This is a genomic window from Croceivirga sp. ABH4_376 (genome assembly GCF_056160685.1).
Genome location: NZ_JBSWXQ010000003.1, coordinates 1 through 22,666, shown reverse-complemented (window position 1 = coordinate 22,666; position 22,666 = coordinate 1). Strand labels below are relative to the sequence as shown.

Here is a 22,666-nt window from a genome sequence, read left to right as displayed (position 1 = left end):
CTATAAAGATTAAATTTTCGATGGAAGTACCCCAAACTGCTCCTTAAATAATTTTCTAAAGTACTTTGGGCTATTGAAACCAACCTCATATGCTGCTTGGGTAACCGTTAATCCGTCGTTTTTAATTAAAGATGCAGCTTTATTAATTCTTACAATTCTAACGTGTTCATTAATATTTCTTCCGGTAATTGCTTTTAGTTTTAAAAAAAGTGAGCTCCTACTCATGCCCATAGCCTTAGCAATTGAATCTACCTTAATGTTATTGACTTGAAGATGTTCTAATATAATGCTCTCTAAAGTTTTAATAAACTCCTTTTCGCGCTTCAAAACCGTTGAGTCACTAATATTTAAATTACTATTTGGACTCTCATTATCTATAAAATACTTTTTAAGTTTTTTTCTATTTTCTAATAGGTTCTTTATTCTACTTTTTAATATTTCACCCATAAAAGGCTTAGTTATGAAGTCATCTGCACCTTCTTGGTAGCTTGTGATAATGCTTTCCGTATTTTCTTTAGCGGTCAATAAAATTATTGGTACGTGTGTGGTTGCAAGATTTGTTTTTATTTCATTGCATAAATCTATACCATCTTTCTTGGGCATCATGATGTCGGAAATAATTAAATCTGGAATGTATTTAAAAGCTTTTTCCACACCCATTTTTCCATTATTTGCAAAAATCAAATCATATTCAACTTGTAGTAAACTTTTTAGATACTGTAAAATATCATTGTTATCATCTATTAAAAGCAGTAATTCCTTACTTTTTTCTAAATCTACAGTACTATGGATTTTTGTGATTGATTCTTCAATTTCTGTTGGTCCCCAGCTGGCAGATGCGGAGGTTTCTTTGATTACATTAATATTAGGAACTACGGTATTATCGAAGGTATTTCGGCTTTTATCAAATGGAATTTCAACTGTAAAACAAGCTCCTTTCCCATGTTCTGAAAACACGGTAATGTGACCATTATGTAATTCTACATAATTCTTACAAAGTGCTAGGCCAATTCCAGAACCTTTGGTCTTTTTCCCAGATCCAGATTGGTAGTACCACTCAAAAATATGGTGAACATCTTCTGCGGCAATGCCGGGGCCATTATCCTGTACGCTTATTTGAAAATTGTTTTGTTCTAGTCTTATTAAAACCTTTATTATGCCATTCTCTGGGCAAAATTTAAAAGCATTGGATAATAAATTATTTAATATGATTTGCATTTTTTCCAAATCAAACCAAACCATTATGTCTTTTTCCGAATTTTCAAATCTCAAGGATATATTTCTATGTTCGGCTAAAGGTCTATAGTTTTCTACAATTTGGTTTAGGAATTTAATAAGGTTATACCGGCCTATTGAAAATTCGTTTAAACCCACCTCAGATTTTCGGAACTCTAAAAGTTTATGGATAGTTCTGGATAAATATTTAGCATTTTTTTGAATTAACTTAAGAGTATCTAATTGTTTTTTGTTGTTCAAATTATTAATTAAATCTTGTAAGGGTGCTAAAATTAAGGTGAGCGGGGTTTTTAACTCATGAGAAAAATTAGTGAAGAATCGAATCCGTTCTTCATTAAGGTCATGCTCTAATTGGCGTTGCTTTTTTTCAAATAGCAATGAATTTTTAAGTTTAATTCTCTCCTCAAAATATTTAACAAAGGTAAATGCCAAAATCGCAATCAATAGGGTGTACAGGGTATAAGCGGGCCATGTTTTCCAAAAAGGAGGAGTTATAGTAATTTGTAAGGTTTTGGTTATGTCTTTTAGGCTGTCACTATTGGCTTTTAATCGTAATAAATATTCTCCTGGAGGTATGTTGCTAAGGTTGGCAATACCTGCGTTTTTTGCATCTATCCAATGGTTATGATAATTTTCTAATTTGTAGGAATACGATATATCTTTTGCTTCCGGGTATTTTAATAAGCTAAAGCCAATAGACAAGAAGTTTTGGTTGTGTTTTAGTCTTATCTTTTCTGTTAACCTTAAAGGCGAGCTTAATGTAGCTTTTGAATTGGCTATTTCAGGAACAACCGCTTCACCTAAAACCGATAGGTTTTCTAAAACAATTTTATAAGAAGTAGGGTTAGTGTTTAGCTCAATAGGATTTATAATGTTGAGTCCTTTATTTCCGCCAAAATAAAGTAGGTTAGATGTGTCAAAGACAGCCGCTCCGATATTAAACTCACCTTGTTGAATATTGTATTTATTTTTTAAACTGGATATGGAATGCTTTTCAATATTAAAATTGCTTATACCATTAAATGTGCCCAACCACGCTTTACCATCATTGGTCAATGTAATACTACTTATGGTGTTGTTGCTTAATCCGTCTTTTTCTGTGTATATATTTATTTTTTTACTCTCTGGTTCTAATTCTACTAAGCCACCATATCTAGTACCAATTAATAAATTACCATTAGGAAGACTTTCGATGCAAAAAATTACATCTGTGGGAAAGCCTTTCACAGTCTTAGAATTATAGTTTTCAAAGCTATTTTTACTATAGTTGTATTTTAAAATACCCTCTCCATAGGTTGCTAGCCATAGTTCATTGGGTTTAATTTGGGTTATATCTCGTATATCAATTTTTTCTAGCATATCTATATAGATAAATTGATCTTTCTTTTCATCGTATCTATATAGACCGCCCCTATTGGTGCCTACCCAAATTACTTTATTCTTGTCTTCAAAGATTACTCGTACATCGCTACCGTTCCTAACAGGACCTTGTAGGTAGCGTGTGAAATGAATTTCGCCTGGATTTTTCTTGTTAAGTCCACCTTGATAAGTGCCTGCCCACAATCTATGTTGGCTGTCTTCAAATAAGGATATAATGTAATCATTGCTTAAGCTTGTAGGATTGTTTGGTTCGTGTCGGTAATTTTTAATGGTATTATTGGATTTATTATAGAAATCCAAACCACCACCATCTGTTCCAACCCATAAATTGCCCGTATAGCTTTTAGCTAAAGAACCTATTCTGTTGTGGCTAAGGGTTTGTAGGTTAGCCTCGTTACGCTGTAGTAACTGTACGGGTTCTCCTCTTGGATCCACAAAATTAACACCAGTACTAGTGCCCAACCACATGTTGCCGTCTCTATCTCTTTTGATAGTAGATACCGTTCTGTTAAAAACGCTGGTCCCATCTGTTTTAGGAAGAAATTTAAGTACCAAAGGATTGGCTTGATTCAAATGTTTAAATGTATCGACAATATTTAAGCCTCCATTTCTTGTGCCAATCCACATTCTGCCCAACCCATCACTTTCAAAAGCCAGTACTTTTGCATCGCTTAATTTTGTGTTTACATTTCTATCCGCGGTCAAAGATATAGTGTCTGAGTTCTTGGTAATCGTACGTATACCATCATTGGTGCCAATCCATAAATTATTATTCTCGTCTATATATAGTGTATTTATAACCGAAGGTATCGCGCTAGTTTTGGTGTATGGAATACGATGTATGGTGTTGGTTTTGAGGTTTAATTTATTTAATCCTTTGTCCCGAGTGCCAATCCATAAAATACTATCACCTTGGATAGCCAAGCTAGAAACATTGTTGGAAGAAAGCGAATTTTGGTTATTAGGGTCATAAGAATAGCTAGAATGCGAATCATCCTTATTCACTCGGTATAAACCTTTTTGCGTCCTATTTAGGCCTATAAAGAGGTCATTATTTGGGCCAATGGCAATACAATTGATGGCACTACGGTTGAACTTATGATTAGCGGTAATTTCTGTAAGTTGATCAGTAGTGTTATTGAAAGAATTTAAACCTTCATCTGTAGCAATCAAAATATTATTATGGTTGTCCAATAATAGCTGTTGTACATGGTTGCTTAACAAACTATTGCCAACATTACTAAAATTTTTCTTGAAGCTTATAAAGCGCGAGCCATTGTATTTGTTAATTCCATCTGCCGTTGCTATCCAAATAAACCCGGTATTATCTTGTTCAATACTATTGATGTAATTATGGGAAAGCCCGTCTTCAACATCTAACAGATAAAAGGTAAGTAGTTCGCCGGGTTGTTTTTTTACAAAAGAATTCTGAGAATAAGATGCGGTTTTACCTACAATTAAGTAGAGTAATATCCAGAGATAATTTAATTTGGTGTTCATGGTTAACTTGCTCAGATTCCTAGTTAATTTAATGCAGTTCTAGCTAATTAAAAAACTTAATCTTGTTATACAAAAACGTATTGCTTATAAATCTTGGTCTAACAATTTATAAACAATTCATTAGCATTATGTTGCCAATTAAAATGGTTTATTAGAAAATTAAATATTTCACTAGAATTTATCAAATTCATAATTTTCAAGGAGTTGAATTTTCAATTTAAACAAATATTACCCCTTTTTTTACCGAATTTACCCTCTTAATTTTATAAGTGTATAAATAACATTGTAGTGATGTAGAAGCCGTTTGTTCCTGTACTTACATTCAATTAACCATAAATAAGTCAAACAAACGTCCGCTACTGAATAATAACTAACAAATTTAAAAAGTATGATTAATGCTATTAAGTATTCATTTTTGCAAATGAAGAAGTTGAGCTTTTTGAGCTTCTTTTTTATGCTGGGAGCAATAGCTTCGTTTGGACAAAGTAGCTCTGTATCCGGTAAGGTTACCGATGATTTGGGGCAACCCATACCTGGGGCCAATATTTTGGTAAAGGGGACCGCCAATGGTGTAGCAACGGATTTTGATGGTAATTATACCATTAAAGCGTCGGCAACAGATATTTTGGTTTTTTCGTACATCGGGTTTTCCGCACAAGAAGTTGCCGTGGGTGGCCAAACAACCATTAACATAAGTCTTAAGGAAGATGTATCGCAGTTAGACGAGGTGGTAATTGTAGGGTACGGTCAAAAGTCTAGGGCAACGTTGACTGGTGCCGTTTCAACCACCACTGGTGAAGAAATTGCTAGAAGCCCACAACCCAACGTATCAAACTCGTTGGCTGGTAGGTTGTCTGGTGTAATTGCTCTAAACCGGTCTGGTGAACCGGGAGCAGATGGTGCAGCAATCAGAATTAGAGGTATAAGTACTACCGGAGATAACAATCCATTAGTGGTAATAGATGGTATTGCTAATAGATTAGGAGGGTTAGAAAGATTAAACCCTAATGATATTGAAAGTATGACGGTACTTAAAGATGCGTCTGCGGCAATTTATGGGGCGCAGGCTGCCAATGGTGTAATTTTAATTACTACCAAACGTGGAAAAAAAGGAGCTCCAGTAGTAAGTTTAAGTTACAATCAAGGCTTTGTAACCCCAACTAAACTACCAGAATTGGCAGATGCACCCACTTATGCGCAAATACTTAATGAGATTAATTTTTATAATAACCCAGATGGAGGTTTAAATCAGATTTATTCTCAAGAAGAGATTGCTTTGTTTCAAAGTGGGGCCAACCCAGATTTATACCCTAATACAGACTGGATAAGTGAATCTATTAGTGATTTTTCTTTACAGGATAGTGAGAACATTAGTATAAGGGGGGGTGGCGATAATGTTTCTTACTTCACCTCATTGGGTAGAACCCACCAAGAAGGTATCTATAAAAACGGTATCAACAAGTACAACCAAATAAACCTTAGAAGTAATCTGGATATAGATATTTCAGAAAGATTAAGTTTGGGTGTGGATCTTAATGTGAGAAAAGAAAATAGGTATTACCCAACAACAGGGGCTGGTAATATTTTTAGGGCAATTTATAGAACATATCCAACAATTCCTGCTCGTTATTCTAACGGGTTGCCTTCTGCAGGAGTGGAAAATGGACAAAATCCCATTATTTTACCAACAGATACACCCGGTACAGATGATCAAGAAGCTACGGTTATAAATACTACGTTAAATTTTGAATACAAGCTTCCGTTTTTAGAAGGTCTATCTTTAAAAGGGTTTTATTCAGAAGATAGGAACTTGTATGCCATAAAACGTTTCAGCGTACCATTTACAGTTTATCAAATAAATGGAAATGACGATCCGCCAACGTATAATGAAGTAATTGGAGGTCCTAGTAGTCGTACACCAGAACTTTTTCAAAGACAAGACAAGACAACATTGCAAACTGGTAACATACGTTTAGAATATACTCAAAAATTTGGTGATCATAATGTGAGTGCATTTGTTGCTATGGAAAGGCAGCAACGCAGGTTTGATAGGTTCGAAGCTTTCCGCAACGGATTCCTTTCTGCAGAGATTCCTGAATTTAATCTTGGGGGCGGGGACCCAACAAATAGTACCAATGCAGGTTACAGTCAAGAATTCACAAGAGAAAATTATTTTGGTAGGTTTTCTTATGATTATGCCCAAAAATATCTTTTGGAACTGCAAGCTAGGTATGATGGTTCCTCTCGCTTTGCAAAAGGCAATAGGTTTGGGTTTTTTCCAAGTATTTCTACAGGTTGGAGGGTTTCTGAAGAAGATTGGTTTAAAAGTGATAAGATTACCAGTTTAAAGTTAAAAGCAACCTATGGTTTGTTGGGTAATGACCGTATAAATCCTTTTCAATATTTAAACACATTTAATTTAAGACCAACAGATTTTGTGGATAACACTTTAAGTCCCTTGCCAATTTTTATTATTGATCAATTGGCAAACCCGGACATTACTTGGGAAAAGGCCAAGAAATTAGATGTTGGTTTAGATATTGGTTTGTTCAACGAGTTGAATTTAGAATTGAATTATTTTAATGAGATTAGAGAAGATTTGTTAACTCCAAGGTCTGGTTCTTTACCATTGGTTTCTGGAATTGTTAATGAATTTGGATTGGATGCCATAATACCACAAGAAAATATAGGCGAAGTTAAAAACCAAGGTTTAGAGGCTGTTTTAGATTATAATCACACCTTCAATAATCTAAGATTTTTTGCAAATGCAAATTTTACTTATAATAAAAATGAAGTAGTTTTCTTAGATGATGCCGAAGGTTTACCAGATTATCAATTATCAAAAGGAAAGCCACTTGGTTCTGAATTGTTATATGATGCAATTGGTATTTTTAGGACTCAAGCAGATTTGGATAATAATGTTACCCTTCCAGGTCAGCAATTGGGCGATTTAATTTACAGAGATGTAGATGGCGATGGGGAAATTACAGCATTAGATAGGGTAAGGCAAGATGTGACCAACGTACCGCAAATAATCTATGGTTTCTCTCTAGGTGCGGAATTTAAGAACTTTGATGTGAACGTACTGTTCCAAGGTCAGGCTAAATCTAGAAGATATGTTGTTGCGGAGTCTGGTTCTGTAGGTAACTTCTTTAGTAGTTGGGCAGATAATAGGTGGAGCCCCAATAATCCAAACGGTACATATCCAAGAGTAGACACCAGAACTTCTGCAAGTATTAACGAAGGATTGTTCAGAAATGATTTCTGGCTAATAAATACCGCTTTTTTAAGATTAAAAAATGTAGAAGTTGGGTATAATTTCCCAACCAACGTAATTGAGTCTATAGGCCTTAGTTCTGCTAGATTGTATTTGAGCGGATTTAACTTGGCCACTTTTACTAAAGCAGAGGATATTGATCCAGAGGGTGATACTACTTCTGGTCAGTTCTATCCACAGCAAAAAATATATAATATAGGATTAAATGTTAACTTTTAATTGTTATGAAAACTAAATTATTTAGGTATTCACTGATAGCGGCCATGGTATTTACCGCGGTATCATGTGAGAAAGATTTTCTGGAAACAGAAAGTACCAATTTAACGGATCAGGCCGTATTTGCAGACCCAGCGCTGGCAGATGCTTTTATTAGAGGTCTATATACTAGTGTACGTATTGCTGATAAAGAACCAGGGCATAATGGAGGAGATACTCCTGCCGGTTTTGGTAGAGGTTTTCACTGGGCAATGTGGAATTCCGTATCGGATGAGACTATTTATAGTAATGACGATGCTACTTATTTGGTTCAGAGGGGGCAATTGTCTCCAAGTAATTATGGGTTTATGAGTACCACTTGGGGGAGAAGCTTTCGTAATATTAGAGAGGTTAATATTGCTCTACGTCAAATAGATACAGATGCTTCTCCGTTCGATGATGATGTTAAATCCAAATTAACGGCAGAATTACATTTCATAAGAGCCTTTAGGTATTTTGAATTGTTGCGAGGTTTTGGTAAAACTCCAATTATTGGTGATGAAGTTTATGAGCTAAATAGTGATTTTACTCCATTGTACGATCGTAAGGAAATACCAGAGGTGGTAGATTACATATTAGCAGAGTTGGATATGGCAATTGAAGGGCTGCCATTAGACAACGGTGCTAGGGCAACCTCTGGGGCCGCTATGGCTTTAAAGGCTAGAGTATTGTTATATGCTGCCAGCCCGTTGTATACGGGAGGTGCTAATGATGCGCAGAAATGGCAGACAGCAGCAAATGCTGCAAAAGACATCATGGATTTGAACAAATATAGTTTGGTAACCAATCTAGATTCTGATCCAGTGGAAAACTTTAGAAAGTACTTTGTAAACCAGAATATGACTAGCGAAGACATTTTTATGCGTTTTTATGTTTCTACCAGTAGTTCTGGTGGTAGGGCTATTCCTATTGAACGTATGAACGGGCCAAACGGCTCTGGGGGTTGGGGCGGTAATGGCCCAATGCAAAACTTTGTGGACGATTTTGAAATGTCTAACGGTATGGCAATAGATGAACCAGGCTCTGGTTATGATGCGCAAGATCCCTATACAGACCGCGACCCTCGTTTTTATGCAACTGTAGTTTACAATGGCCTAATGTTTAGAGACAGGCCTTATGAATCTTTTCTTCCTGGAGGTTTAGATAGTCCGGATGGTAACGAACCTTGGAATACTTCTAGAACCGGTTATTTGATGAGAAAGTTTATTAGGGAAGACATTACCTTGAACGATTGGAATGATATGGGGTCTTCTCCTTGGCGTTATTTTCGTTACGCAGAAGTTTTACTAAATTTTGCAGAAGCACAAAATGAAGCTACTGGACCAACAGATGAGGTTTATGCTGCGATAAATGCCGTTAGGGAAAGAGCGGGTATGCCAGAATTGTCTGGTTTATCACAAGAACAGCTAAGAGAAAAAATAAGGAACGAACGTAGGGTAGAGTTAGCCTTTGAAGAACACCGCTATTTTGATGTTCGTAGATGGTTAATTGCAGAAGAAGTAGAAAATGAGCCAGCAAGAGGTGTTTTAATCACAAAAGAAGAAGACGGTTCTTTTACCTATGACTTCTCTAAGATTGCTTTAGAGGGTAAATCCTTTGATCCAAAGCATTATTGGTTCCCAATTCCATTAGAAGACATAACGGCCTCTAATGGAGTTTTAGAGCAGAACCCAGGTTATTAAGATATTATAAGATAAGTTTGAGTTTTAAGTTTAGTTGGGTTTAAAATAAACATTTTATAGTGGATTAAACCAAAAATGGGAGGTGGTAAGTATCACCTCCTATTTTTTACTTCGTAATATTTCTTGTCCAAAGTTATGTGCAGATTTAAATTTTTAATGCTTGTTTGTTGCTGTATGCTTTTTTTTCATTGTAAAGAAACAACTAATAAAACAGAGAAGGCGCAACAAAGCGAATTGGAAAGATTATTTGTTATTCAAAAAGAAAAAGTAACGGGTATAAACTTTAAAAATACCATTAAGGAAACTTCCAACTTAAACGGTATTTTATATGAGTATTTGTATAACGGTGCAGGTGTTGCCTTGGCAGATTTTAACCTTGATGGATTATTGGATATTTACTTTGCTTCTTCTTTAGAGAATAATGCACTATATATTAACAAAGGAAACCTAAATTTTTTAGACATAACGGGTAAAAGCAGTTTAAGAGCAAACAGTGGGTTTACCACTGGTGTTTCTATAGTAGACATAAATTTGGATGGTAGACCAGATATTTATGTATGTAAATCTGGAAAATACAATAATCCTGACGATCGTAGAAACCAATTATTTATTAACGTTAAGAACGATGAAAAGGGAAATCCTGTCTTTAAGGAAGATGCTAAAAAATACGGATTGGACCTACCTCATTTTTCCACGCAAGCAGCTTTCTTTGATTATGATCGTGATGGCGATTTAGATTTATTTCTGATCAACCATGGAACTAGACCTTATGAAGATGAGATGCTTCCTGATCTAATGCGGAAAGAGGCACCGTTCCAAAGTTCTAGATTGTTTCAAAATCAAAATCAATCGTTTATAGATGTTTCCAGTGAAAGCGGTATCATAAACAACAGTATTAGTTTTGGGCTAGGTGTTGCTATTGGAGATTTAAATAACGATGGCTGGCCAGACGTTCTGGTTGGGCATGATTTTTCAGAGAAGGATCATCTTTATTTAAATCAACAAGATGGTACTTTTAAAGAGGTTATGGACCAAGCCGCTAATCACATCTCTTATTTTAGTATGGGTAATGATATAGCAGATATCAATAACGATGGTTGGTTGGATTTCTTGTCGTTAGATATGATGTCAGAAAATAACTATGACATTAAAACCTCTATGAGTGGTATGAATCCAGAGCGGTTTTACGCCTTAACAGAAAAAGGTTTACACCATCAATACATGTACAACGCTCTACAATTGAACAACGGTGTGGCACAAACTAAAAATAATATTCCCGTATTTTCAGATGCTGCCCAAATTGCCGGTGTTTCTAATACAGATTGGAGCTGGGGACCCTTGTTTTTTGATATGGATAATGATGGATACCAAGACCTTTTTGTTTCTAACGGAATTAAAAAAGATTTCAGGAACAACGATTTTTTAAAATACAAACAAAATAAGTTTGACCGTTTCTTTTCTCAATACGGCAGACAAACACCGGAAAACAAAAAACGCGCAAGGCAATTAACGCTACAACTGGTAAATGAAATGCCCAATAGGAGCAAGCCCAATTATTTTTTCCAAAATAACAAAGGTCACGGCTTTACAAAAACCAACAATCTTTGGGTTAAAGATGTTGAAACTAGTTCCAATGGAGCGGCTTATGGCGATTTGGATAACGATGGAGATTTGGATATAGTGGTAAACAATATGGATGATTTGGCCTTTGTGTATGAAAATAAAGCCAATGAATTAAATTCCAATAATTACCTAAAAATTAATTTGGAAGGTCCCTCTCAAAACCCTCAAGGCATTGGCGTACGCGTAAAAATAACCTTAAATCAGCAACAGCAGATAAAGGAAAAATACAATAGCAGAGGATTTCAATCTGCGGCAGCAGCCCCATTACATTTTGGTTTAGGTGGGCAACAAAATATTAAACTGCTTACCGTTATTTGGCCAGATGGCAAAACTCAAGAATTACGGGATATTAAAGCCAATCAAACACTTTTGTTATCTTATAAAAATGCCCAAAATAGTTTAAAAGAAAATAGGGAAAATCCCCGAATTTTTAAGGATGTTACCCAAAATTACGGATTGCAACATATACATAAAGAAAACAAGTATAATGATTTTGAAAGAGAAAGTCTTCTGCCACATCGAATGTCTCAAATGGGGCCAGCGTTAGCTGTTGATGATATCAATAAAGATGGTTTGGATGATTTTTATATTGGCGGGGCTCTTGGTTACTCAGGCGCCTTATATATTCAAAAGCAGAACGGTTCTTTTGTTCGTTCCAACCAACCTGCTTTTGCGGCGGATTTGCAATTTGAAGATGTTGCGGCCCTATTTTTAGATGCAGATGGAGACGGAAACAAAGACCTGTATGTGGTAAGTGGAGGGAATGAATACCAGCATGGAAACAAATTATTACAAGATAGGTTATATCTGAATATAGAAGGTAGTTTTACGGAAACGGCCGCCTTGCCGCAATGGGGTTTGAGCGGGGCTTGTGTAAAAGCATCAGATTATGATAATGATGGTGATTTGGATTTATTCATTGGTGGCCGCCAAAAACCGGGTCAGTACCCAGAAGCTGTAAGTAGCAAGATTTTACGAAATGATAGCCAATTAGGTAAACCTAAGTTTACAGATGTAACTACTGTTATTGCACCAGGTTTAGAAAACTTGGGTATGGTTACAGACGCGGTTTGGTTTAATTATGACTCTGATGGGAAAAAAGATTTGCTTTTGGTAGGGGAATGGATGGCTCCTCGAATATTTAAAAATACGAATGGAACCTTTGTAGATGTTTCAGAAAACACCCAAATAGCCAAAGAAAATGGTTGGTGGTTTAGTGTGGCCGCGGCTGACTTTGATGGAGATGGAGACGAAGATTTTATTGCTGGCAACTTAGGCCTTAATTACAAGTATAAAGCTACTACAGAAGCTCCTTTTGAAATTTTTCAAACAGATTTTGACAATAATGGCACAAGAGACATTGCACTAGGGTATTATGAAACTGGTGATTTATATCCACTACGCGGTAGGGAATGTTCTAGTAACCAGGTTCCTAGTATCAAAGAAAAGTTTAAAACATACGATGCTTTTGCGCAGGCTACTTTGGTAGATGTTTATGGAGAGAATAAACTAAAAAAAGCAACACATTATGCGGCAAGTACTTTTGCCAGTGCTTATTTTAGAAATAATGGAAACGGCACTTTTACAAAGATTCCATTAGGTTTTAACGCCCAATTATCTTCAATAAATAGTATAACTATCCATGATTTTGACCTAGATGGCCATTTAGATGCGTTATTAAGTGGTAATTGGTACGTGGCAGAAGTAGAAACCCCAAGAAACGATGCATCGTTTGGCGTTTATTTAAAAGGCAATGGGGAAGGATTTTTTACCATACTACCAGCTTTTAAAAGTGGTCTCTATGTTTCGGGAGACGTAAGAAATTCAGATTTGGTAAAAACTGCCAATGGTCTTTCTGTATTAGTGGCCAAAAATAACGGTCCACTTCAATACATATCAGTTATAGGTTCTAATAAATAAAAAAATGCCAACAATTAATACTCCTTACTTAAATTCTAAAGGCCAATTTTGGTTAATACTCTTTACTCTAACACTTCTTTATAGTTTATCTGCTTGCTCAGAAAAGGAAAAGTCTGAAGAAATTTCTGAAGAAAATGTTGTGCCTGGTCATACAAACCCTGGTATAATTTTAGAGGTTTCCACTTCAAATACCTACCAAACAATAGCTCATTTTGGAGCATCAGATGCATGGTCTTGCCAGTTTGTGGGTAACTGGCCTTTAGCCAAAAAAACAGCAATTGCAGATTTGTTATTTAGCAAGGAAATGGATGCTAATGATAACCCCAAGGGTATTGGCCTGTCTATGTGGCGCTTTAACATTGGTGCAGGTAGTGCGGCCCAAGGAATATCAAGTAATATTAGTGATGAGTGGCGCAGGGCAGAATCTTTTTTACAGGAAGATGGCACATACAATTGGAACAAGCAAGCTGGGCAAATGTGGTTTGCGCAACAAGCAAAAGCCGCAGCAGTAGAAAACCTACTGGTTTTTCCAAACAGTCCGCCAGTAACCATGACAAAAAATGGTAGAGCTAATACGGACAATGCCGTACCCAATTTAGAATCAGATAAATTTTCGGATTATGCCAAATATTTGGCTACGGTTATTCAAGGCATGGAACAGCAGGGTTTAAAAGTAGACTACATAAGCCCTGTCAACGAACCACAATGGGATTGGAACGATGGGCAAGAAGGAACTCCTTTTTTTAACTCTGATATCGCAGGTATTGTTAAAGAATTAAATTCAGCAATAGCTCAGAAAAGCCTTCAAACTAAAATTGATATTGCAGAAGCTGGCCAGCTTAATTTTTTATATGAAAATGGAGATAAAGGGCATAGGGGAAACCAAATAGAAGCTTTTTTTACTGTTGATTCTGAAAATTATATAGGCAATTTAAGTCATGTTAGTCCTACCATATCTGGTCATAGTTATTTTACCACTCATCCGTTTGACAATTTAAAGAGACACAGGAGTGCCGTTGCAGAAAAAACTGCTAGCATTCCCAATTTATCATTTTGGATGTCTGAATACTGTATTCTAGAGGATAATGATAAAATCAAAGGAGTTGGTAGAGACTTGGGCATGGCCCCGGCTATATATACGGCAAAGGTTATACATACAGATTTGGCAGTAGGTAATGCCAGTGCTTGGCATTGGTGGTTGGCTATATCGCCTTACAATTACAAAGATGGTCTCATCTATATAGATAAGAATAAACAAGACGGAGAGTACTACGAAAGTAAATTGCTCTGGGCACTAGGTAACTATAGTCGTTTTATTCGTCCAGGGTACCAAAGAACACACATTCGGGCAAACAATAATCCGGATAATACGGGAAGTTTAAATGAAAACTTACTGTTTTCTTCTTATCAAAGCAAAAATGGTAAAAATCATGTAATTGTTGTAATCAATTCCAATGCCGGGAGTATGCCGGTTGGTATTGCCTTAGATGATGAGGTTGTAACAGGGGCTGCAACTTATATAACGGATGCTAGCAAAGATTTAGAATTGACCAATATTGAATCTAACGGCATTTTTACACTCCCTGCAAAATCTATAGTAACCCTTATTGTAAATAAGACAAGTTAAGTACAAAATGATAATAACTAATTTTACCCGAGGTATTTGTTTTCTTTTGTTCAGTTTTTTGTGTACAGTTAATCTTGGTGCACAAGGATTTGGCAAATCAGAATACCTTAAAAAATGGTTTTTTAATTACGGAGACGTGCATCTTGGTGGCAGGCAAACTCTTGATCATAGTGGTTGGCAACAAGTAACCGTACCGCATGATTGGTCCGTAACCTTTCCGGCTAGCCCAGATTTATTTAGTTGCACAGGATATTTGCCAGGAGGCGTGGGTTGGTATAGAACAAACATAAACATTCCGGTAGGTGATAAAGAGAACAGATATTACTTGTATTTTGGAGGTGTTTACCGCAATAGTGAAGTTTTTATAAACGGAAAATGGTTGGGTAAAAGACCTAACGGATACGTTTCTTTTGCTTATGAGATAACCCCTTTTGTAAAACCAGGGCAAGAGAATGTAGTAGCCGTTCGTGTAGATCATAGTGAGCAAGCAGATAGCCGTTGGTATACCGGTTCTGGTATATATAGAGATGTGCAGCTAATAACGGCACCCAAAACACATTTTGATTTATGGGGCATACAATACACCACCACGGTAGATGCCAATAAAGCTATGCTAAAGGTTAACGCAACACTTAACGATGGACCGGCTAGCGCTGATTTTAGTATTTTACACGAGTTTTTAGATGCTAATGGAAAGGTTGTGGCTACCACCAATACCCAAGTGCCGCAAAATCAAAACAAGAATGAGCAGTTGCTTAACATAGAACAACCTATCCTTTGGCAATTAGACAATCCATATTTATACCAACTCAAATCTACCTTGCTTAAAAAGGGTAAGATAACAGATGTAACGTATACTACAGTAGGTATAAGAACCATAAATTTTGACGCGGACAACGGATTTTTTCTAAACGGACAAAATACAAACTTGAAAGGGGTCTGCTTGCATCATGATGCAGGAGTTCTTGGGGCTGCTGTACCCAAAGTAGTTTGGAGAGAACGCTTGGTTAAGTTAAAGGATATTGGCGTTAATGCAATTAGAATGAGCCATAATCCACAAAGCACAGATTTATATGAGCTATGCGATGAATTAGGGTTTTTGGTAATAGACGAGGCTTTTGACGAATGGGAATACCCTAAAAAGAAATGGCTAACAGGCTGGAATCATGGTGAGCCAGGATTTCAAGGTTATGCCTCTTACTTTAGAGAGTGGAATAAGATAGATTTGGCAAGTATGGTAAAGCGAGACCGAAACCATCCTTCTATTATAATGTGGAGTATAGGTAATGAAGTAGATTACCCTAACGACCCCTATAGCCATCCAGTTCTGGAAACTGGTGAAATTGGACAGAAATTTACTAGAGGTTATTTAACCAGTCAACCCCATGCAGACCGCTTGGGGGATATTGCAAAGGAGTTGGTCCCTGTGGTAAAAGCCTTGGATACTTCTAGACCAGTTACCGCGGCTTTGGCAGGCTCGGTAATGAGTAATGAAACAGAATTTCCAGAAACATTGGATGTGGTTGGGTACAATTACACAGAATATCAATATGATGAAGATCATAAAAAATACCCAAAGCGTATTTTTTATGGTAGCGAAAACAGGCACGATTTAAATGCGTGGAAAGCTGTTAGGGATAAGGATTTTATTTTTGCTCAATTTTTATGGACAGGTATAGATTATTTGGGAGAATCTGGGGTATGGCCATCTCGTGGTTTCAACTCTGGAATGGTAGATATGGCCAACTATATTAAGCCCAAAGGCTATTTTAGAAAATCATTATGGGCTAAAGAGCCTATGTTGTATATTGGGGCTTACCCAGCCAGAAAAAATGGCAAACTTTCTATGGATGCACCTGCCATTTGGAATTTTGAAAGGGGTGAAGATATGACCGTAGCTTGTTACACCAATACGGAAAAGGTAGACTTGTATTTAAATGGTGCCAAAGTGGGTAAAACCAAACAATACGATGATGAAACCGGAATAATTACTTGGCAGTTACCTTTTACGGAGGGTCAATTAAAAGCGGTTGGCTTTACCAACGGAAAGCCCGTAGCGGAAATGACCTTGATAACTTCCGGTAAACCAGATAAACTAAAGTTAAAACCTATACAAAATACCTTGTCAAAGGCATATGATGTTGCCATCTATGAAGTTACCGTTGTAGATGCCAAAGAAAACATTTGTCAATTGGCAGCCAACAAAATAAAAGTAACCATAAAAGGAGACGGTGAATTAATGGGTATTGAAAACGGTTCTAACTATGTTGCCGAAAACTATTTGGATAACGTGCATGAACTGAACAATGGTAAGGCTATTATCTATGTAAGGGCTACAAAAGATACCGGAAAAATAAGGTTAAAAATAGAAAGTGCTTATTTAAATGTGTTGACCAAGGAGATAGATTATTAGCCGTATACATTTATTAAAAGGAGCAAGCAGAACCATTCAATTTAGTGGCCATGAGCGATATGCAATACGATTGGCAGTATCCGGAGAAGTTTGAAGAAATAGTAAACGAAGGGGTTATCAAATACCTTAAAAATGAGTTTGATGGTAGTGTACCGGATAATTTAGCCTTGGTCATGATTCCGGGCGATTTGGTTTCTACGGGGTCTAATTACGACCATTGGACCCAGCATTTTTTTAAGCAATCTGCTAATTTGTTTTCACAGGTGCCCGTATATCCGGTATTGGGTAACCATGAGCAGAACTCGGTCTTCTATTTCAAATATTTTGAGTTACCAAAAAACGGAACCCCTGCCTAAGCAGAGCATTGGTGGTTTAAAGATTATGGCAACATTCGTATAATAGGTTTAAATTCCAATGAAGGCTATCGCGATTCTAAATACCAATTTGAATGGCTAGAGAAGGTATTGGAAGAAACGGCAAGCAATGCCAATATAGACTTTGTTTTTGCGCAGTTGCACCATCCACATAAATCAGAACTATGGATACCGGGAGAGGAAGCTTCTACCGGTAAGGTGGTAAAACTATTGGAGCAATTTTCCGATAAAACTGGGAAACCAACACTACATTTTTTTGGGCATACCCATGGTTATTCTAGGGGGCAAAGTAAGGAGCACGACCATCTATGGGTAAACGTGGCCTCTGCAGGAGGCGCGTTAGACAATTGGGGCGAATTTGAAGGAAGGGATTATGAGGAGTTTACCAAAACGGAAGACGAATACGGATTTGTCATGGTTACCATAGATCCTGATAAAAACGACCCTAAAATGACCCTGAAACGTATTTCCAGGGGCAATAACGCAGATGGCCTAAAAGATAACGAAGAAACAGACCGGGTAACGGTCTATCGTTTTAAAAAAGAACCTGATATCCCAGAGGTAATCGCTCCTAAAAATGCTACGGTAAACAAACTATTTGTTACCCTTAAAGCCGGTACTTTTTCTGGTGGTCGTAAAGGGGCTTTCCATGCGGCTAGCCAGTGGCAAATTGCAACGGATAGTACTTTTGATAAACCGGTTTTTGATAGTTGGAAACAATTTGAAAACTGGTATTACAAAGAAAATAGGCAAAAAGGAGACGATTTAACCGATGAGGTATCTACGCGTTTAAAACCCAATACCACTTACTATTGGCGGGTACGCTACAGAGACCAATTTTTAAATTGGAGTGGATGGTCTAAAATGGCTAATTTTGCCACCAAATAAAAAGAAAAAGCCCCTACAAAAGGGGCTTTGTAATTCAGTTTTTTAGCGTCTTATTTTACACGGGCTCTGATAGCTTTTAAATTATCGTCTATTAAAAGTTTTCCGTCCTTGAAAACTAGTTGTAATTCGCCCGTAGCTTCTTCTTCCCAAGAGACTTGGTCTATTAGGGAGTAGGTATTATCTACTTTTTCGATTTTTATAAGTCCTTTAGCTGATTTTTTAGTACCGTCGTCCGTTATAGGGTCTTTGTAGATTTCCCGGCCTTCGCCGTTTACTTCACCATAGGTGGCCTTCATGGCAAAGCCAAAGGTATCTCTAGTATTATATTGATAGGTAAAAGAACCTATCCCGAGCACAACGTTGGTTGAAGCAAAACCATTTTCTTCCAATCGTTTACAGATGTTTTCTGCTCGTTCCAAAGTAATACTATCGCCATAAATGGCTCCAATATGTGGGTCTAATTCTTTAAAGCCTTTCGCGTTGATGCTTCCCCCAAAAGTTTCCCAAAGTAACTGTACAACACCTTTTTGCGCTACACTACTATCAGCCTCTGGGTCGCCACAGATTATGGCTACCGGGTCCCCGCTATCTGGGCGAATTACCACTTTGCCCTCCCTAGCTAAAACTTCGTCTTTTAGATTAGGAAGGTATTCGGTCAATACTTTCCATAAATCCCAAGTGTCTGATACTATGGAAACAATACCTTTAGGATAAATTTCGGTAATTAATCGCTTAAAGGTTTCTTGCTCACCAGAATTGGTGCCCATACACATTACGGAGTGCTCCGTAGCGGCTACGGAGCCACCTATAAGTTCTTCATCGCTATTGGCATTGTAATACGTTTCCAAAAAATCTACCGCAGGTATGGTATCTGTACCGCTAAAACTAAGTAAATGCCCAGCCGCACTCAATAAAGCGGCCTCTAAACCAGCCATACCACGCATGGAAAAGTCGTGGCCTTGCCAATCTACAAATTCAGGAATACTTGAGGTTTTCGCCGCATAATCATCTAACAAGCTTCTGTATTGCTTGGCTATGGTGGCAGAATTACAAGGTAACCAAATGGTAGTAGACAATAAGGTTTCAAAATAATTGGTTAACCAAAAGAAATTGGGTAGGGTGTTGTACATGGTAAACATAGGAACGCGTATAGGTACGGAAACCCCTTCTGGAAGCGCCTTTATGGCCATGGGTATATAACCCAAATCATGCAAGGCCTCAATATGTTTTATACCAACGGAATTTGGTCCTAAATAATTATTTATTCTTCTAGAATACTTAGCACATACCTCTTCTTTTGGCTGGGTAAAAAAGTTGTTTTGAAAATCCTCTAAAATGTACTTTTTAATAAAATACTGTAGCCCAAAGAAAACTACTTTGTCCACATTGGGAATCCTACTTTTTCTAGGGGTCCAATTACTATAGACCAAGGTGGTGTTTTCTGGATATTGTCTTCTATGGTCTACTTTGTAGCCATCTGTATATAAAAGTGGGTTCATACTGTTGGGTTTTAGTTTAAATCTAGTAGGTTAATTTGTACTATATTGGGGTGTTGTACGTCTTTAACTGCATTGGTAACGAATATTTTGTCATAGTGTTTTAATAATGTATCAAAACCTTTACTAAAAATACCATGACTAACGGCCAAGTATAATTTACCTGCCTGTTTTTCTTTTAATTTTTCGGCTAGGCCAATAAAGGTGCCGCCACCATCACAAATATCATCTACCACAAGGCAAGATTTGTTTTCAAGCGTATCTGTATATACTTTAAACCCGGTAAGTTGTCCGGTTTTTACATCTCTAGATTTGGAACACTCTACCACAGGGTAATCTTGCAGATGCGCGGCCAATTTATATATCTTCTTTAGTGCGCCACCATCTGGGGAAATCAAAAAAGCATCTTTTTCTATTTCCTCACAAACCTTTTGGATAAACGCATGGTTGTTAACTGCAATACAATTGTTCAATAAAGCGGGGCCTACCTCAGAATGTGCGTCAAAAAGGGTTACGCTGCTGTATTGTTGTGCGTTAATCAGTTGGGTGTATACTTTTACGGTCAATGGTTCTCCGGGAATCATTAAACGGTCTTGTCTAGCACCTGGTAAGTAGGGCAAAAACAAAGCTATGTCTTTTACGCCCATTTGTCTTAGGGCATCAGTAGCTACCAAAAGCAATCCTAGATCGTTGAACGAATTGATCCTGTGGTAAATAACTACCTCTTGGTTCTTAGGAATATTACTTTTAATTTTTATGTGGGGCTCGCCGCCATTAAAAGTAAATGCCTCAAATGCAATTTGGTGCGCTTTAGGGCCAAAAGTTGGGTCGAGATTTAAATTCATATTGCGTTATTTTTACGCAAAGTACGATATTGAATTCGGTAAACAAAATTATTTTGTGTTTATTTTACGCAAACTTAATTTCAAAATGAAAACCCTTTTGTTCCAAGGACTTGTATTTTTTAGTGTTAAAGCGAAATAACTTAGCCGGTCTGCCACTTTCTGGTTTACTAATCTTATCGGTTTCTTCTAGTATTCCAAAACTCATCAGCTTTTTTCTAAAGTTTCTACGGTCTATGGGTTTGTTTAGAATGGTCTGGTATAAGTTTTCTATATCAGAAAAGGGGAATTCCGTATTCAACAATTCAAATCCTATGGGTTTGTAGCTTATTTTGTTTTGTAGTCGCTCTAGACCTTTGGCTACTATTTCTTGATGGTCAAATGCTAACTGGGGCAGGGCATCTATGGCAAACCAGCCTACTTCTAGCGCATCCGTACTGGCGGTGAGCTTAAATTTTTTAGGATTTATCAATCCCAAATAGGCAATACTTACTACTCGTTGCCTGTTGTCTCTTTTTACGGCACCAAAGGTGTACAATTGCTCTAGGTAAGCTACAGTTATACCGGTTTCTTCTTGTAGTTCCCTTGTTACTGCTGTATCTAAATCTTCATGGTCCAGGACAAAACCACCCGGCAAGGCCCATTTGTTTTTCTCGCTTCCGTATTTCTGTTTTATGAGCAGTAATTGCAATTGCCTTTCTACGTACCCAAATACCACAGCGTCTACGGCTACTTTTATGTTTTGCGAAATCATATTTTGCGTTTAAACAACACAAAATTACACTTTCTGTTAAGAATTCTATGCTTACAACTTGGCCGTTAAAATCTCCGGTTGGTGCAGTACCGGAAAATTACAGCTATTGGCTATAAAGCACATCTTTTGCGCTTCGGCATGTAGGCTTTTGGCCATCTGCTTGTTGGTCTTATGTTTTATGATAACCGTAGGTTTTAAAATAACCTCCGTAAAATGGCCGCTACCATCTTTTTCTTCTACCATTTTTCCCTGTGGTTCGTCTGTGTATTCTAGTACCACAATGTTGTTGCTGGCACATAAATGCAGGTACCAGAGCATATGGCAAGAGGCCAATGAGGCCACGAACAATTCTTCTGGGTTGTATTTGGTTTTGTCTCCTAAAAAAGCGGGATCAGAGCTGCCTTCTATTACTTGGTTGGTCACGGCAGTACTTATACGGTGGCTGCGTTCATAGCTGCGGTAATTTTTGGTGCCTTCACCTTTGTTACCGGTCCATTCTAGAAAAAGGGTGTAGTTGTGCATTTTCATATGCTAAAGCTACTATAAGTATGCGTATTAAAAGCGGTTAACTTAAACAAAGTTTTAGTAGTTTTATACAAAACAGATATGCGTTATAGGGCGGATATTGAATTGTTACCTGCAAGCTGAAAAAATGAAGTACTTAACTTTAATTTTGGTCTTAACATTATGCTCTTGTTCAAATGGACAAAAGAAAAGCGATATTGACGGACTGACAATAAACCCAAACATAAAAAGTGAAGTAGAAAAATATATAGTTGAACAACCTGAATTTGAAAGATTTGGCGACTTTATGCAAGTTTATGGGAATAGTCTATATGTGGATAGTTATGAAAATGACAGTCTTGTAGTTTCAAGTACGGACTTTTCAAAAAAACTTCCTTTCAAATCATTCTACTTGTGGGATAAAGATACACTCGGAATTAATGGCGCATATGGACTTTTTGGAGGAACAGGATTTTATATAAAAATAGCCGATAAAAAAGCGGAATTATTTCATATGTTGAGTTCGGATGATTTTCCAACTTATGCCTATAAAGAAAATGACAGCTTGATAATGAGATTGGAAGTTCCTTGTTCTGATACAAAAATTGTGCTATCCGAAATTCCTGATTCGACAAAAAACCAGATTATTTATGGACTTGTGGAATTTAAGAGTAATGATTTCTATTCAGCATCAGGAGCTTTTCTTGAAGGAGAAGAACCAAAAAGAAAAAAGACAAGAAATAATATGAAAATCTACTTTAAAAGTGGATTATTAAAAATGAATAAATAAAAAAGCCAGCAGGTAACAAAGAACTGAGTTAAAAAACAAGTTCTTTTAGTTCAATTTCGACACATATTTCTCATCATAAGGAATTCCGGATTTTGCAATGGCAAA

Annotated in this window: 13 protein-coding genes; 8 read left to right on the top strand and 5 right to left on the bottom strand. The window is 36.9% G+C overall.

Going from position 1 to position 22,666, the window contains the following annotated elements; all coding sequences use genetic code 11:
* Window positions 1-9 precede the first annotated feature (9 nt).
* On the bottom strand, window positions 10-4,116 hold the full coding sequence (locus tag ACXAGS_RS08570) for a two-component regulator propeller domain-containing protein (protein ID WP_474906145.1): 4,107 nt from the start codon (window positions 4,114-4,116) through the stop codon (window positions 10-12).
* 388 nt (window positions 4,117-4,504) lie between these two features.
* Between ACXAGS_RS08570 and ACXAGS_RS08565 the strand changes: the two genes are divergently transcribed.
* From ACXAGS_RS08565 to ACXAGS_RS08535, 7 genes are all read left to right on the top strand, one after another.
* On the top strand, window positions 4,505-7,612 hold the full coding sequence (locus tag ACXAGS_RS08565; RefSeq protein WP_474906144.1) for a SusC/RagA family TonB-linked outer membrane protein: 3,108 nt from the start codon (window positions 4,505-4,507) through the stop codon (window positions 7,610-7,612).
* A gap of 5 nt (window positions 7,613-7,617) precedes the next feature.
* Window positions 7,618-9,330: a RagB/SusD family nutrient uptake outer membrane protein gene (locus tag ACXAGS_RS08560; RefSeq protein WP_474906143.1), complete on the top strand. Its 1,713-nt coding sequence runs from the start codon at window positions 7,618-7,620 to the stop codon at window positions 9,328-9,330.
* A 234-nt stretch (window positions 9,331-9,564) separates the two neighbouring features.
* Complete coding sequence (locus ACXAGS_RS08555) at window positions 9,565-12,873, top strand: VCBS repeat-containing protein (RefSeq protein WP_474906142.1); 3,309 nt, start codon at window positions 9,565-9,567, stop codon at window positions 12,871-12,873.
* Window positions 12,874-12,877: 4 nt separating this feature from the next.
* Window positions 12,878-14,500, top strand: a complete 1,623-nt coding sequence (locus ACXAGS_RS08550) for a glycoside hydrolase (protein ID WP_474906141.1) — start codon at window positions 12,878-12,880, stop codon at window positions 14,498-14,500.
* A 7-nt stretch (window positions 14,501-14,507) separates the two neighbouring features.
* Window positions 14,508-16,913 (top strand): glycoside hydrolase family 2 TIM barrel-domain containing protein, encoded by a 2,406-nt coding sequence (locus ACXAGS_RS08545; RefSeq protein ID WP_474906140.1) that lies wholly within the window; start codon window positions 14,508-14,510, stop codon window positions 16,911-16,913.
* A 50-nt stretch (window positions 16,914-16,963) separates the two neighbouring features.
* Entirely contained in the window at window positions 16,964-17,269 is a 306-nt protein-coding gene (locus tag ACXAGS_RS08540) for a metallophosphoesterase (RefSeq protein WP_474906139.1), read from the top strand.
* 108 nt (window positions 17,270-17,377) lie between these two features.
* Window positions 17,378-18,175 (top strand): metallophosphoesterase family protein, encoded by a 798-nt coding sequence (locus ACXAGS_RS08535; RefSeq protein ID WP_474906138.1) that lies wholly within the window; start codon window positions 17,378-17,380, stop codon window positions 18,173-18,175.
* Window positions 18,176-18,225: 50 nt separating this feature from the next.
* On the opposite strand, the gene ACXAGS_RS08530 is transcribed toward ACXAGS_RS08535, so the two are convergent.
* The 4 genes from ACXAGS_RS08530 to ACXAGS_RS08515 all read right to left on the bottom strand — a co-directional run bounded on the left by ACXAGS_RS08530 (window position 18,226) and on the right by ACXAGS_RS08515 (window position 21,795).
* Entirely contained in the window at window positions 18,226-19,674 is a 1,449-nt protein-coding gene (locus tag ACXAGS_RS08530; protein WP_474906137.1) for a nicotinate phosphoribosyltransferase, read from the bottom strand.
* An 11-nt stretch (window positions 19,675-19,685) separates the two neighbouring features.
* On the bottom strand, window positions 19,686-20,516 hold the full coding sequence (gene prs / locus ACXAGS_RS08525) for a ribose-phosphate diphosphokinase (protein ID WP_474906136.1): 831 nt from the start codon (window positions 20,514-20,516) through the stop codon (window positions 19,686-19,688).
* A gap of 64 nt (window positions 20,517-20,580) precedes the next feature.
* Window positions 20,581-21,267 (bottom strand): NUDIX hydrolase, encoded by a 687-nt coding sequence (locus tag ACXAGS_RS08520; protein ID WP_474906135.1) that lies wholly within the window; start codon window positions 21,265-21,267, stop codon window positions 20,581-20,583.
* Between the two features lie 51 nt (window positions 21,268-21,318).
* Complete coding sequence (locus ACXAGS_RS08515; RefSeq protein WP_474906134.1) at window positions 21,319-21,795, bottom strand: OsmC family protein; 477 nt, start codon at window positions 21,793-21,795, stop codon at window positions 21,319-21,321.
* Between the two features lie 124 nt (window positions 21,796-21,919).
* On the opposite strand from ACXAGS_RS08515, the gene ACXAGS_RS08510 reads away from it, so the two are divergent.
* Complete coding sequence (locus ACXAGS_RS08510; RefSeq protein WP_474906133.1) at window positions 21,920-22,561, top strand: hypothetical protein; 642 nt, start codon at window positions 21,920-21,922, stop codon at window positions 22,559-22,561.
* Window positions 22,562-22,666: the final 105 nt, after the last annotated feature.

Coding starts and splice junctions, on each gene's coding strand:
- ACXAGS_RS08565 (WP_474906144.1), top strand. CDS start 4,505: ATGATTAATGCTATTAAGTATTCATTTTTGCAAATGAAGAAGTTGAGC.
- prs (WP_474906136.1), bottom strand. CDS start 20,516: ATGAATTTAAATCTCGACCCAACTTTTGGCCCTAAAGCGCACCAAATT.
- ACXAGS_RS08520 (WP_474906135.1), bottom strand. CDS start 21,267: ATGATTTCGCAAAACATAAAAGTAGCCGTAGACGCTGTGGTATTTGGG.
- ACXAGS_RS08570 (WP_474906145.1), bottom strand. CDS start 4,116: ATGAACACCAAATTAAATTATCTCTGGATATTACTCTACTTAATTGTA.
- ACXAGS_RS08515 (WP_474906134.1), bottom strand. CDS start 21,795: ATGAAAATGCACAACTACACCCTTTTTCTAGAATGGACCGGTAACAAA.
- ACXAGS_RS08550 (WP_474906141.1), top strand. CDS start 12,878: ATGCCAACAATTAATACTCCTTACTTAAATTCTAAAGGCCAATTTTGG.
- ACXAGS_RS08510 (WP_474906133.1), top strand. CDS start 21,920: ATGAAGTACTTAACTTTAATTTTGGTCTTAACATTATGCTCTTGTTCA.
- ACXAGS_RS08530 (WP_474906137.1), bottom strand. CDS start 19,674: ATGAACCCACTTTTATATACAGATGGCTACAAAGTAGACCATAGAAGA.
- ACXAGS_RS08560 (WP_474906143.1), top strand. CDS start 7,618: ATGAAAACTAAATTATTTAGGTATTCACTGATAGCGGCCATGGTATTT.
- ACXAGS_RS08540 (WP_474906139.1), top strand. CDS start 16,964: ATGAGCGATATGCAATACGATTGGCAGTATCCGGAGAAGTTTGAAGAA.
- ACXAGS_RS08545 (WP_474906140.1), top strand. CDS start 14,508: ATGATAATAACTAATTTTACCCGAGGTATTTGTTTTCTTTTGTTCAGT.